Below are 13,454 nucleotides of genomic sequence, written 5' to 3' on the forward strand. Positions count from 1 at the left end.
CGAGTGAGCGGTGCGGGCGAACAGTTCGGTTTCCACACCGAGGTGATGGTGCGGTGGTCCGACATGGACGTCTTCCAGCACATCAACCACGCGCGGATGGTCACGCTCCTCGAAGAAGCACGGATCCCGTGGCTGTTCGCCGACGGTCGCCCCACCCGCGACCTGCGCGAAGGCGCTGTCATCGCCGATCTCCACGTCCGCTATCGCGGGCAGTTGCGTCACGACGACGGCCCGCTCGACGTGCTGATGTGGACCGAGAAGGTGCGGGCCGTCGACTTCACGATCGGCTACGAGGTGCGACCGGGCGGTGCCCCGGTCGACTCGGCGCCGGCAGTGGTCGCGTCCACCCAGATCGCGGCGTTCGACATCGAGACCCAGCGCCTGCGCCGGCTCAGCGACGACGAACGCGAGTTCCTGCGTCAGTGGCAGCGCAATTGACGAGGCCGACGTGACCGACGACCGGATCCGACACGCAGAGCGCCTCCTGACGCTCGCCGGCCCCGACGACAGCGTCGACCTCGCCGCATTCCTGGCCCGGGCCGCGCGTCTCGACGAGGCCGCCGTGGTGCGGTTGCGCCGCCGCGGCGACGGACTGCTCGGCGTCTGGACGCGCACCGGTTTCGAGGTGCTCGCCGGACGCGTCGTCCGCGGAACCGTGGCTCCGGCCGACACCTGCGTGGCCGCCGAATCGCTGCGGGCCGTGCTCCTCGCCGGGGCCGAACCGCGCACCGAGGTCGACCCGGGCTGGGCGATGGATTCCGCCTGGCGCGGCGCACTTCCGCCCGACGACGGCTACGTCCACGTCGACGACGTGCCGGCGCGGATCCTCGTCGAACTCGCGCAACGCGGCGTCGCCCTCACCCGCGAGCACGGTGCGCAGGGACCACCGGCGTCGTTGCTCGCCCAGGAGGTTCTCGAGGTGAGCGGCGCCGGAACGACCGTGGGGGTGCCGATGCGCATGGTGTTCGCGCTCGGTGCGATGGGCTTCGTGCCCGGTGCCGGTCGCGACAGCGTCGACTCGACGGGCATCGATCCCGCAGAGGTGGTGCGGGTCCGGGCGCACGCCACCTGGGTGCGCCTCGACGCCCGCTTCGGCTCGGTCTACCTGCGCCGCGGCGGTGGGCTCGGTCTGAGCGTCCTCTGACGAGGTCTCACGCCAGCCACGCGGCGGTGTCCGGTGGCAGTACGTGTCCGGTGAGCGGCGCACTCGCGAGCAGCACCTCACCGGGAGGCAGATCGACAGCGACGTCGCCGGCATTGAGCACACAGGTCAGGCCGTCGGGACGGCGGAACGCCAGGCACCCGGCCGGACTTCCGTACCAGCCGATCCCGCCGCTGCCCTCGGATGGCCTTCGCTCCGTGCTGATCGGTCGCCTTCGCTCCGTGCGGATCTCGATCGCCCTCCGGTACAGCGAGAGCGTCGAGCCCGCATCCTCGAGTTGCTTCTCGACGGTCAGGGCCGACCACTCCGGGGGCTGGGGCAGCCACGACGACCCGGCGGAAGTGAATCCGAAGGGTGGCGCCCCGCCCTCCCACGGCAGCGGCACGCGGCATCCGTCGCGTCCGCGTTCGGTGTGGCCGGACCGCTCCCAGACAGGGTCCTGCAGCACCTCGTCGGGCAGGTCGACGTTCGGCAACCCCAGTTCGGCGCCGTTGTAGACGAACACCGCTCCCGGCAGCGCGAGGGCGACGAGGATCATCGCGCGTGCCCGGGCGAGCCCGACCTCACCGCCGCCGTATCGCGTGACCTCGCGGTCGACGTCGTGGTTCGACAGCGTCCACGTCGGTGAGGCCTGCACCGACGTCACCGCGGCCAGGCCCTTCTCGATCGCGTCGCGGACGGCGTCGGCGTCCCAGTCCGACAGCGTCAGGTGGAAGTCGAAGGCGAGATGCAGTTCGTCCGGGCGCAGGTACTCGGCGAACCGTTGGTGGTCGTCGACCCAGATCTCACCGATCGCTACCGAGTCCGGATACTCGTCGAAGACCCGCCGGATGCGGCGGTGGATGTCGTGCACCTCGGGATTGTTGAACCGCGGATCGGCGGGGGAGTGCCCGAGCAGTTCGTTGGTCTCCCACCCCTCGTGATCGGGAAGATCCGCGGGCTTGGCCATGCCGTGGGCCACATCGATGCGGAAACCGTCCACGCCTCGGTCCAGCCAGAACCGCAGGGTCTTGTCGAGATCCTCGACGACCTCCTCGTCGTCCCAGTTCAGATCGGGCTGCCCGGGAGCGAAGACGTGCAGATACCACTGACCGGGCGTGCCGTCGGGTTCGGTGATGCGGGTCCAGGCCGGCCCGCCGAAGACGCTCGGCCAGTTGTTCGGTGGTGCGCTGCCGTCCGGTCCGCGCCCGTCGCGGAAGTGGAAGCGTCGGCGTTCGCGGCTGCCCGGCCCGGCCTCGAGCGCGGCCCGGAACCAGCGGTGCTCGACGCTGACATGGTTCGGCACGAGGTCCATCACCACTCGGATGCCGCGGGCGTGGGCGTCGGTGACCAGCGCTTCGAGGTCGGCGATGTCCCCGAACAGCGGGTCGATGTCGCGGGGGTCGGAGACGTCGTAGCCATGATCGGCCATCGGCGAACGCATCACCGGGTTGAGCCAGATCGCGTCGACACCGAGCAGTTCGAGGTAGCCGAGGCGGCTGCGTACACCCGCGAGGTCGCCGATGCCGTCACCGTTCGCGTCGACGAACGAGCGGGGATAGACCTGGTAGAAGACCGCGTCGCGCCACCACGGCGCCGTCGGGTCGCCTCGTCCGGAGGTCGGTGCTGCGGGGTGGGCCACGGGAGTCATCGTGTCAGACGACAGGGCGAAAGGCAGGGCGAACGGTGCCCGCGACCGTTCCGTCGGGACCTGGCCGCATGATAGGACGAACGGCATGAATACGACATCGATCGTCGCGGTCCGGCTGGACGACGTGGAGTTGCGCGACGACCCGATCAACCCTGCGTGGATTCACGAGGGTGCTCCCGTGGCACGCAGCGGTCAGTGGGCGACCAGCGTCGACCGCACCACCACCACACACGTGTGGGACTGCACGGCCGGTCGCTTCGACTGGCATTTCGGCGTCGACGAGATCGTCCACATCGTGGAGGGCTCGGTCGTCGTCTCGTCCGCCGACTCCGAACCACGCACCTTGCGAGCCGGGGACGCGGCGCTCTTCCGTGCCGGTACCACCGCGCTGTGGGAGGTCCCCGAATACGTGCGCAAGCACGCCATCCTGCGACGTCATCTGTCTCCGATGGCGCGGTTCACCCAGAAGGTGGAGGACCGCCTGCGCCGGATGCTGGGCCGCTGACCCCGGACACGCCGACCCCTAGATGGGGGAATTCATCATCGAGTCGGCCGCCATGTTCATGTAGTCGACGAGCTGCCGGCGGTGCTCGTCGTCGAGCGTCTTCTCGTCGATCGACGCGATCGCGGTGTGCATGCACCGCAGCCAGGCGTCGCGCTCGAGCGGCCCGATCCGGAAGGGATGATGACGCATGCGCAGCCGCGGGTGCCCCCGCTCCTCGGAGTAGGTGCGCGGGCCGCCCCAGTACTGCTCCAGGAACATCCGCATGCGCCGTTCGGCCGGACCGAGATCCTCCTCGGGATACAGGGGCCGGACGATCTCGTCCCGTGCGATCTCCTCGTAGAACCGTGCAGTGAGCCGGCGGAACGTCTCGGCGCCACCGACCGCCTCGTAGAAGGTCTGCTCGTCACTCATCTGTATTCGTTCACCGTCCCTCTCGACCGTCCATTGTGCCCGCTCCCGACGGCACACCGCCCGACGAGCCGTGCCGGGCGGGACCGTCACCGGATGTTCACCGGCCCGACCTGGACCGGTCCGCTGATTTCGGGTGCGATTCGTGAGCATCCGTGGTCCACTGTTCCCAGTCTTTTCGGAGGTCGTATGAAGCACAGCAGCAGCTCGCATCGACAACTCCCGCCCGCGGACGCCCCTGCAGGGGTGCCGGGGGCTACCACACTGCGCGTGGTGCACGACAGCACCGCGACGGTACCCGACTGGTTGAAACGTCGAGTGTTGCTGCTCAACGCCACCTACGAGCCGCTCACCGCCCTGCCCGCCCGCAGGGCCGTGGTCCTGATGGCCGGGGGCAAGGCCGATACCGTGCACGACGATCCGCTCGCCCCGCTCGTGCGGTCGGCCGAATGGTCCGTGCAACTGCCGTCCGTGATCCGTCTGCGCAACTACGTGCGCGTTCCGTATCACGCGCGGGTGCCGCTCACCCGGGCCGCGCTCATGCACCGCGACCGGAACCGGTGCGCCTACTGCGGGGGCAAGGCCGAGACGATCGACCACGTCGTGCCGCGCAGCCGCGGCGGCGAGCACACCTGGGAGAACTGCGTCGCGTGCTGCGCGCCGTGCAACCACCGCAAGGCCGACAAGCTGCTCACCGAACTCGGATGGACCCTGCGTGTGGTGCCGAATCCGCCCAAGGGCCGGCACTGGCGCCTGCTCGCGACCCTGCCCGAATTGCACCCCACCTGGCTGCCCTATCTGGGGGAGGGCGCGGCCTGATCGGGCCGTTCTCCGGGGCGTATGAGGCCTTTCGGGCCCGGCTGGGCTAACGTTTGGCTGTGAGCATTCTCGAGACAACCCTGATCTTCGTCGGCATCCCGCTGCTGATCGTCTTGGTCTTCGGTGGGCTGTCCTTCGTCATGAGCAAGTACCCGGGCTCCACGCCGTCGGACGACCCGTACACGCTCGACCGGAAATGGGAGCACGGACCGCTCCTGTGGACCGCGACCGACGAATCGACCCATCCCTGGAGATACCCGCATCATGGTCACGGTCATGCCGCTCTGACCTCGGCGGAGCTGATCGGAGGTACCGCAAGTGGCAAGTGGTGACGTGATCCAGCGTCCGGCCGTCGCGCCGGAGAACCTGCCGCACGGTGCGGCACTCACCGCGAGCGGACGCATCTCCGCCGTGCGCGGTCTCGGGCAGGCCTTCACGGGCGCGCCGTTCAAGGACCGCGACCTCATCACCCTCGACGACACGCTCACGCACGCGATACGGATCACCAATGTGCGGTTCACCGTCTACATCGGTGACGACGTGAATCCGGCCGCGGCGACCGACGCCCTGCTGCCGACGACGCCGGACGCCGACAACTCGGTCCTCGTCGCCGTCTTCCCGAACCAGCGGAGCATCGAGGTCCGCTCGGGTCGCACCGCCGCCGACCGCGCCACCGACCGCGTGCTGCAGCTCGGCATCACCGCGGCCGTGTCGTCCTTCGGTCAGGGGAATCTGCTCGACGGCATCACCAGTGCCGTCCGCGTCATCGCGAACGCCATGGTCGCTCCCTGAGACGGAGCCCACGAACCACCTGTGGCCCGCTGCCATTCCGTGAAGGAGAGGCAGCGGGCCACAGTCGTCTCATGTGGGCACCGCCCACAGTCGTTCGGTGAGGTCGGTGCGTCAGGACGCGTCGAACGCGCGTGCCTTCAACGAGCGCACGACCCCGGCACGACCCTCGACGACGAGTCGCCGCAGGGCCGGCGGATGGTCGCCGGCGAGGAACTCGTCGGCTGCCGCCACCGACTGCTCACTGATCGACCACGACGGGTAGAGCCCGATCACGACGGTCTGCGCGACCTCGCTCGAACGGCGCTCCCACACTCCCGGCACCTCCGCGAAGTACCGCGCGACGTACGGCTCGAGCAGTTCGCCCTGACCGGCCGGGGCGAAACCGCCGATCACGGCGCGCGCCGTGATGTTCGGGACGCTGTCGTCGTGCACGACCGTCTGCCACACCTGTTCCTTGACGGCCTCCTGCGGACGCGCCGCGCGGGCGGCCGCCGCCTGGCGGGCACCCGCGGCCGTCGGGTCGCGTTCGGCCTCCGCGTCGATGAACGGCGACTCGACACCCTCGGCATCGACCTCGCCCGCCGCGGCGAGCGCCTGGACGATCCGCCAGCGCAGATCGGTGTCGATCGTAAGCCCGGGCAGGCCGACCGTTGCCGGATCCGCGCCCAGCAGCTCCTCGAGCACTTCGGTGTGCCAGGGTGACAGGTACGCGGTGGTGAGCGCGTTGACGAACGCGAGCTGATGGTCGGAGCCTGCCTCGGACTCGCGGGCGAGTTCGAGCAGGCGGTTGGCGAAGTCCGCCCGGCCGTGCTCCGCGGCCCAGGAGGGGTCGGCGTAGCTCTCCAGCGCGGTGTGCGCCTGCATGAGCAGACGCTGGACGACACCGACCTCGGTCTCGGCGGCGATGCCGCGCTGCACGAGGGCGACGAAATCGCGCGCCTTCATCTCGGCCTGACGGGTCATCTCCCACGCCGCCGACCACACCAGGGTGCGCGGCAGCGACTCGGCGATGTCGCCGACCCGGTCGATGACGGTCGCGAGCGACTCCTCGTCGAGACGCACCGAGCAGTACGTCAGGTCGTCGTCGTTGACGAGGACGAACGCGCCGCGCGGCACACCCACCAGATCGGGCACCTCGGTGCGCTCGGCGGCGTCGACGTCGATCTCCACGCGGTGCGTGCGGACGAGCTTGCCGGAGCCGTCGTCGTCGTACACACCGATCGCGAGGCGGTGCACGCGGAACTCCCCGGCGCCGGGCTGGGCACCTTCCTGCACCACCGCGAAACGCGTGAAGCGTCCCTGGTCGTCGACCTCGAAGTCCGGTCGGAGGATGTTCAGACCGGTGGTTTTGAGCCACTGGGCGCCCCAGTCCGACAGGTCGCGGCCGGAGGACTTCTCCAGCGCGGCGAGCAGGTCGTCGAAGGTGGCGTTGCCGTAGGCGTGGTCGCGGAAGTACTCGCGCAGACCGGCGAGGAAGGGCTCCTGCCCGACATAGGCGACGAGCTGCTTGAGCACCGACGCGCCCTTGGCGTAGGTGATGCCGTCGAAGTTGACCTCGACCGCGGCGAGGTCGGGGATGTCGGCGGCGATGGGGTGCGTCGACGGCAGCTGGTCCTGCCGGTAGGCCCACGACTTCTCGACGTTCGCGAAGGTCGTCCACGCGTTGGTGTACTCGGTGGCCGAGGCCTGGCACAGAACCGACGCGAACGTCGCGAACGACTCGTTGAGCCACAGGTCGTCCCACCAGCGCATGGTGACGAGGTCGCCGAACCACATGTGTGCCATCTCGTGCAGGACGGTCTCGGCGCGGCGCTCGTAGGAGTAGCGGGTGACCTTGGAGCGGAAGACGTAGTCCTCCAGGAAGGTCACCGCGCCCGCGTTCTCCATCGCCCCGGCGTTGAATTCGGGCACGAACAGCTGGTCGTACTTGCCGAAGGCGTAGGGGATCCCGAAGTTGGCGTGGTAGAAGCCGAAGCCCTGCTTGGTCTCGGTGAACAGCCGGTCGGCGTCCATGTACTCCGCGAGCGACGCGCGGCAGAAGATGCGCAGCGGGATGGTGCCGTGCTCGTCGGTGTACTCGTCGGACCACACCGCGTACGGGCCGGCGATGAGCGCGACGAGATAGGTGCTCATCCGCGGGGTGGTGCGGAAGATGTGCAGGCCCGGCTGCGCGGCCGCCGTCTGCACGGTGTCGGCGTTGGAGATCACGGCCCAGTCCTGCGGCGCGGTCACCTTCAGGTCGAAGGTGGCCTTGAGGTCGGGCTGGTCGAAGCACGCGAACATCCGCTTGGCGTCGGCCGTTTCGAACTGCGAGTACAGGTACACCGCGTCGTCGGTGGGGTCGACGAACCGGTGCAGGCCCTCACCGGTGTTCGTGTACAGGCAGTCGGCGTCGACGACGAGTTCGTTGTGGGCGGCGAGACCGGTGAGGGCGATGCCGGTCTCCTCGGAGTATCCGGACACGTCGACGGATTCGCCGTTGAGGGTTGCCGAGTGCACGGTCTTCGCGATGAGGTCGATGAACGTCGAGGCGCCCTCGGTCGCGTCGAATCGGACGGTGGTCACCGACCGGAAGGTCGTGGTGCCCGGCGCGCCGGCACCGTCGGTGAGATCCAGTTCGATGCTGTAGTTGTCGACGGACAGGATCGCGGCCCGTTCGGCGGCCTGCTCGCGGGTCAGATTCGGTGGTGCCACGGGAGAACTCCTTCTCACGACGGAATGTCGGTCGGCGTCCATCCCATCATGATCGACGGAGCCTCACGGAGCGACGTCGGACAACGGCACCGTGGTGTCCGTCAACCGGCCGACGTCGACGGGCCGCCCGGAGGCGATGAGAGCGCGGATGTCGTCGCCGGCATCCCAGATGTTGACGTTCATCCCCGCCTGGACGCGTTGTTCGTCGTCGAGCCAGAAGGCGAGGAACTGCCGTCCCTGCACGTCGCCGCGGGTGACCACCCGCGCGTCGCGGGGAGCGAGCCCGACGTATTCCATGCCGAGGTCGTACTGGTCGGTGAAGAAATAGGGGAGCCGGTCGTAGGTCGCGTCGCGGCCGAGCATCGTCGCGGCCGCGACGGCCGGCTGGTTCAAAGCGTTGGCCCAGTGTTCGACGCGCACCCGGGTGCCGAGCAGCGGATGCTCCGCCGACGCGATGTCGCCGACCGCCACGATGTCCGGATCGCTCGTCCGCAGCGATGCGTCGACGAGCACGCCGTCGTCGACCGCGAGCCCGGCGTCGCGGGCCAGCTCGACGTTCGGGCGCGCCCCGACCGCGACGAGCACGGCGTCGGCGGGCACCACACTGTCGTCGCCGAACCGGATGCCGCTCGCGCGACCGTCGTAGGCGACGATCTCGCGCACCGAGGTGTTCGTCCGCAGATCGACCCCGTTCGCGCGGTGCAGGTCGGCGAACACCGCACCCATCTCCTCGCCGAGGGCGCCGAGCAGGGGCTGCTTCGCGGTCTCCGCGACCACCACGCCCGCGCCCCGGCCGCGGGCGTTCGCGGCGATCTCCATGCCTATCCATCCCGCGCCGATGACGGCCAGCCATCCCGCGTGGTCGGTCTCGCCCTGGATCGCGGCGAGCAGCGCATCGGAGTCCTCGACGGTGCGCATGACGTACACGCGTTCGGCGTCGGCTCCGGGAATCGGGACCGTGCGGGGCGTCGAGCCCGTTGCGAGAGCAAGCTTGTCGTAGTGCAGCGTCGACCCGTCGGGCAGCGTCACCGTGTGGGCGGCCGGATCGATCGCGGTGACCTTCGTGCCGAGCAGCAGTTCGACGCGGTGGTCGCGGTACCAGTCGCCGTCGTGCACCGTGAAGTCGGCGAGTTGCTTGCGTCCGGCGAAGTAGTCCTTCGACAACGGCGGTCGCTCGTAGGGCAGGTGCTCCTCCGCGCCGATCAGCAGGATGCGCCCGGGAAAGTCGCGGGCGCGCAGTTCCTCTGCCAGCTTGGCGCCGGCCAGACCCGCGCCGACGATCAGAAACGTTTCCTCACCCGACATCGTGGTGCCTCCACTGTGATGCGTGCCGGACCTGCTTCCCGGCTCCGACGTTACGGCTACCGCCCGCACTACGGCCCGGTTCAGGAAGAATCGTCGACGGGGCCGTGTTGAACATGCTCGTAGTTGTCCGGCCCGTACGAACTCTTGTGAGGAGATCTCTTGAGCGACCTGACCGCCGCGTCCTCGACCGGTAAGGACACCGCCGACTTCTGGTTCGATCCGTTGTGCCCGTGGTGCTGGATCACCTCGCGCTGGATCCTCGAGGTCACGAAGGTGCGCGACATCGAGGCGCGTTTCCACGTGATGAGCCTGGCCGTGCTGAACGAGGGGCGCGACCTGCCGGAGGAGTACGCCGAGCTGATGACGAAGGCGTGGGGCCCGGTGCGCGTCGCGATTGCCGCGGCGCAGAAGTACGGCGACGACATCCTCTCCCCGCTGTACACGGCGATGGGCACCCGCATCCACAACGAGGGCAACAAGGACTTCGCGGACGTGATCGCCGCGTCGCTCGCCGAACTCGACCTCGACGCCTCGCTGGCAGAGGCCGCCGACAGCGATGCCTACGACGAGGCTCTGCGCACGAGCCACCACGCCGGCATGGACAAGGTGGGCCAGGACGTCGGTACCCCCACGATCCACGTCAACGGCATCGCCTTCTTCGGTCCCGTCCTGTCGAAGATCCCGCGCGGCGAAGAGGCCGGGAAGGTGTGGGACGGCGTGGTCGCTCTCGCGTCATACCCGCATTTCTTCGAACTCAAGCGCAGCCGCGACGAGGAGCCCGACTTCTCCTGACCGGGCATCGCCGTGGCGCTCGGTAGAGTGCCACGGCGTGTCGAACGATCATGTGGTCCGGCCGGCGACGGTGCACGATGTCGAGAAGGCGACGGCAACGCTCGGACGAGCGTTCCGCGACTATCCGTTCACCCGCTACACCGTCGACGGCCGGGACCACGAGACCCGGGTCCGCGACCTGCAGGGGCTCTTCCTCGCCGAGATCGGCATGCGCTGCGGCGAGGTGTGGGTCTCCGACGACGTCGACGCGGTGGCCGTGTGGACGACGCCCGACTCCATCGGGCTCGGGGAGGCGTTCGCGTCCGTCGCCGATCGGGTGACGGAACTGCGGGGCGATCGTGCCCGCGCCGCCGAACTGGCCGAGCAGGCCACCGCGGAACTGCAGCCGAACGAGCCCGTGTGGTTCCTGGCCACGGTGGGCGTCGATCCCACCTCGCAGGGTCGCGGCCTGGGACGGGCCGTCCTCGAACCCGGACTCCGCGCGGCCGAGCGGCAGGGGGTCGCGGCCTGTCTGGAAACCTCCTCGGAGACGAACGTCGCGCTCTACGAACGTCTCGGATTCGTCGTCACCGGTGTCGTGGAGCTGCCGGACGGCGGCCCGAAGGTCTGGGCGATGCGCCGCTGACCTGACGGAGACTCGGGACCGGAGGTCGCAACGCTCCGCGCGTACAGACTTGTGCTCATCCCGAATTCAATTCTCGGCTTCGGGTCGGACGCGGACTACCGTGATGCATCATGGCTGTTCCCTGTCCCCGTACCCTGCTCGTCACACCCAGCGCGTCGCTCGCGCCGGAGGTGACGCGATGACCACCTCACGCACCGCGACCCGCCTTGCAGACACCGGCGAGGCCCTGCGCGTCGCTTCTGCGCTCGCCGACGAGTTCGCAGCCGGCGCGTCACGTCGTGATGCCGAACGGGAACTGCCGCGCGACGAGATCCGCGCGCTCGCGTCCTCCGGACTGCTCGCGGTGACCGTGCCCACCGAATACGGCGGCATCGCCGCTCCGTACGAAGTGGTCGCCGAGATCTTCCGGATCCTGGCCTCGGCGGATCCGAGCATCGCCCAGATCCCGCACTCGCACTTCACCTTCCTCGAGGCGATCCGGTCCCAGGGCAGCGACGAGCAGAAGCGTTTCTTCTACGGCGAGGTGCTCGACGGGGCGCTGTTCGCCAACGCCCAGAGCGAACGCGGATCGCGTGCGGTGAACATCGACAGCACCGTGCTGCGCCGACGGGACGACGGCTACGTCCTCACCGGCCGCAAGTTCTACAGCACCGGTGCGCTGTTCGCCGACTGGATCGCGGTGCGCGCCAGCCTCGCCGACAACCCGGACGCGACCGACGCGTCGACCCCGAAGGCCGTCGCCTTCGTCCGGCGCGAGACCGCCGGACTCACCGTCGTCGACGACTGGGACGGCATGGGCCAACGCACCACCGCCAGCGGCACCGTCACCCTCGACGACATCGAGGTCCCCGACGCGGCGGTCGTGCCGTACACGCCGATCTTCGAAGCGCCCACCACCTACGGCGCTCAAGCGCAGCTGCTGCACTCGGCGATCGACGTGGGTATCGCGACCGGCGCACTCGCCGAGGCCGTCGTCCAGGCAGGTCGCGCACGGCCGCACTTCGAGGCGGATGTCGAACGAGCAGTGGACGATCCGCTGCTCGTCCAGATCGCCGGAGAGGCCACCGTCACCGTCCGGGCCGCCCAGGCACTGCTCGCGGAGGCAGGGCGGGCCGTCGACCGCGCACGCGCGAACCCGACCGCAGAGACCACCGCCGCGGCCTCCATCGAGGTCGCGACCGCGAAGGTCGCCGCGACCCGCGCCGCCGTCGAGACGGCGAACATCCTGTTCGAACTCGGCGGCACCCGCAGCGCATCGGGAGCCGCGAATCTGTCGCGCTACTGGCGCGACGCCCGCACGCACACCCTGCACGACGCGACCCGGTGGAAGCTCCAGCACATCGGCCGGTGGACCCTCAGCGGCACCCACCCGCCGCGCTACGGCGTGCTCTGACCCGCCTCCGGCGGGGTGTGCTCCGACCTGCCTCCGGCGGGGTGTGCTCCGACCTGCCTCCGGCGGGGTGTGCTCCGACCTGCCTCCGGCGGGGTGTGCTCCGACCTGCCTCCGACGGGGTGTGCTCCGACCCGCCTCCGGCGGTCCACTGTTCGGATCTCGTTGATTCTTATGGTGGGCGCGGGACCGATCCCGGGCTTGGATGAACACATGTCGACCGAACGCATCGCCGATCAGACCACTTTCGCCTACTGGGTGCCCAACGTCAGTGGTGGTCTGGTCACCTCGGACATCGAACAGCGCACGAGCTGGGACTACGAGTACAACGTCGAGCTCGCCCGTACGGCCGAGAACAACGGCTTCGAATACGCACTGAGCCAGGTGCGGTACGAGGCCAGCTACGGCGCGGAGTTCCAGCACGAGTCGACGAGTTTCAGCCTCGCCCTGCTGCTCGCCACCGAGCGGCTCAAGGTCATCGCCGCCGTCCACCCCGGTCTGTGGCAGCCGGCCGTGCTGGCCAAGCTCGGCGCGACCGCCGACCAGCTGTCCGGTGGCCGGTTCGCGGTCAACGTCGTCAGCGGATGGTTCAAGGACGAGTTCACCCACATGGGTGAGCCGTGGCTCGAGCACGACGAGCGCTACCGGCGCAGCGCCGAGTTCCTCCAGGTGCTCCGCAAGATCTGGACCGAGGACGAGGTCGACTTCCGCGGCGACTTCTACCGGATCCACGACTTCACACTGAAGCCGAAGCCGGCCAACACCCCCGAGCGCCCGAATCCGGAGCTGTTCCAGGGTGGCAACTCCACCGCCGCCATCGCCAACGGTGGTCGCTACGCCGACTGGTACTTCAGCAACGGCAAGGACTACGACGGCATCACCGCCCAGATCGACGAGCTGCGCGAGGTCGCCCGTGCCCACGACCGCGAGGTGAAGATCGGGCTCAACGGGTTCATCATTGCCCGCGACACCGAGAAGGAGGCCCGCGACACCCTCCGGGAGATCGTGGAGAAGGCGAACAAGCCGGCCGTCGAGGGCTTCCGCAGTGCCGTCCGGCAGGCCGGTTCGTCCACGGGCGACAAGAAGGGCATGTGGGCGGACTCGACTTTCGAGGATCTCGTCCAGTACAACGACGGTTTCAAGACCCAGCTCATCGGCACGCCCGAGCAGATCGCACATCGCATCGTCGAATACCGTCGTCGCGGCGTCGACCTGATCCTCGCCGGTTTCCTGCACTTCCAGGAGGAGGTCGAGTACTTCGGCAGGAACGTGCTGCCGATCGTGCGCGAACTCGAGGCCCAGGAGGCCCGCGAACCCGTCGGCGTCTGACAC

The 13,454-nt window shown here is 69.2% G+C and carries 14 protein-coding genes; 10 read left to right on the forward strand and 4 right to left on the reverse strand.

Annotation, left to right across the window (positions count from 1 at the left end; translation table 11 throughout):
- Nucleotides 1-3: 3 nt before the first annotated feature.
- Complete coding sequence (locus AC0LPE_RS08810) at nt 4-438, forward strand: acyl-CoA thioesterase (protein ID WP_016691845.1); 435 nt, start codon at nt 4-6, stop codon at nt 436-438.
- Between the two features lie 10 nt (nt 439-448).
- On the forward strand, nt 449-1,144 hold the full coding sequence (locus AC0LPE_RS08815) for a DUF8185 domain-containing protein (protein WP_088897383.1): 696 nt from the start codon (nt 449-451) through the stop codon (nt 1,142-1,144).
- A gap of 7 nt (nt 1,145-1,151) precedes the next feature.
- On the opposite strand, the gene AC0LPE_RS08820 is transcribed toward AC0LPE_RS08815, so the two are convergent.
- Nucleotides 1,152-2,792, reverse strand: a complete 1,641-nt coding sequence (locus AC0LPE_RS08820; protein WP_490606040.1) for a glycoside hydrolase family 13 protein — start codon at nt 2,790-2,792, stop codon at nt 1,152-1,154.
- An 85-nt stretch (nt 2,793-2,877) separates the two neighbouring features.
- Here AC0LPE_RS08820 and AC0LPE_RS08825 point away from each other — a divergent pair, with 85 nt between their 5' ends.
- Entirely contained in the window at nt 2,878-3,297 is a 420-nt protein-coding gene (locus AC0LPE_RS08825; protein WP_490606041.1) for a cupin domain-containing protein, read from the forward strand.
- A gap of 18 nt (nt 3,298-3,315) precedes the next feature.
- Here AC0LPE_RS08825 and AC0LPE_RS08830 read toward each other — a convergent pair whose 3' ends face one another.
- The gene (locus AC0LPE_RS08830) at nt 3,316-3,708 is read right to left on the reverse strand and encodes a globin (protein WP_006551125.1); all 393 of its coding nucleotides are present in this window, start codon (nt 3,706-3,708) and stop codon (nt 3,316-3,318) included.
- 186 nt (nt 3,709-3,894) lie between these two features.
- On the opposite strand from AC0LPE_RS08830, the gene AC0LPE_RS08835 reads away from it, so the two are divergent.
- Genes AC0LPE_RS08835 through AC0LPE_RS08845 form a run of 3 tightly spaced genes read left to right on the forward strand, consistent with a single transcriptional unit; the run spans nt 3,895 to nt 5,316 of the window.
- Nucleotides 3,895-4,524 carry an HNH endonuclease gene (locus AC0LPE_RS08835; RefSeq protein WP_080597645.1) on the forward strand — a complete coding sequence of 210 codons (630 nt, stop codon included), beginning with the start codon at nt 3,895-3,897 and terminating at the stop codon, nt 4,522-4,524.
- 59 nt (nt 4,525-4,583) lie between these two features.
- The gene (gene ctaJ / locus AC0LPE_RS08840; RefSeq protein ID WP_490606042.1) at nt 4,584-4,856 is read left to right on the forward strand and encodes an aa3-type cytochrome oxidase subunit CtaJ; all 273 of its coding nucleotides are present in this window, start codon (nt 4,584-4,586) and stop codon (nt 4,854-4,856) included.
- A complete protein-coding gene (locus AC0LPE_RS08845; protein ID WP_160876428.1) occupies nt 4,843-5,316 on the forward strand; it encodes a DUF5130 domain-containing protein in 474 nt (157 codons plus the stop codon). The genes ctaJ and AC0LPE_RS08845 overlap by 14 nt, the downstream gene beginning before the upstream one ends.
- Before the next feature lie 111 nt (nt 5,317-5,427).
- Here AC0LPE_RS08845 and pepN read toward each other — a convergent pair whose 3' ends face one another.
- A complete protein-coding gene (pepN, locus tag AC0LPE_RS08850; protein WP_490606043.1) occupies nt 5,428-8,010 on the reverse strand; it encodes an aminopeptidase N in 2,583 nt (860 codons plus the stop codon).
- Between the two features lie 63 nt (nt 8,011-8,073).
- The gene (locus tag AC0LPE_RS08855) at nt 8,074-9,315 is read right to left on the reverse strand and encodes an NAD(P)/FAD-dependent oxidoreductase (protein WP_145691842.1); all 1,242 of its coding nucleotides are present in this window, start codon (nt 9,313-9,315) and stop codon (nt 8,074-8,076) included.
- Nucleotides 9,316-9,474: 159 nt separating this feature from the next.
- On the opposite strand from AC0LPE_RS08855, the gene AC0LPE_RS08860 reads away from it, so the two are divergent.
- From AC0LPE_RS08860 to sfnG, 4 genes are all read left to right on the forward strand, one after another.
- A complete protein-coding gene (locus AC0LPE_RS08860; protein ID WP_420714483.1) occupies nt 9,475-10,107 on the forward strand; it encodes a mycothiol-dependent nitroreductase Rv2466c family protein in 633 nt (210 codons plus the stop codon).
- 37 nt (nt 10,108-10,144) lie between these two features.
- Entirely contained in the window at nt 10,145-10,732 is a 588-nt protein-coding gene (locus AC0LPE_RS08865; RefSeq protein WP_145691840.1) for a GNAT family N-acetyltransferase, read from the forward strand.
- Nucleotides 10,733-10,910: 178 nt separating this feature from the next.
- Complete coding sequence (locus AC0LPE_RS08870) at nt 10,911-12,125, forward strand: SfnB family sulfur acquisition oxidoreductase (RefSeq protein ID WP_145691839.1); 1,215 nt, start codon at nt 10,911-10,913, stop codon at nt 12,123-12,125.
- A 210-nt stretch (nt 12,126-12,335) separates the two neighbouring features.
- Nucleotides 12,336-13,451, forward strand: a complete 1,116-nt coding sequence (sfnG, locus tag AC0LPE_RS08875; RefSeq protein ID WP_026061069.1) for a dimethylsulfone monooxygenase SfnG — start codon at nt 12,336-12,338, stop codon at nt 13,449-13,451.
- The last annotated feature ends 3 nt before the right edge of the window (nt 13,452-13,454 follow it).

The organism is Rhodococcus sp. S3 (assembly GCF_058211795.1).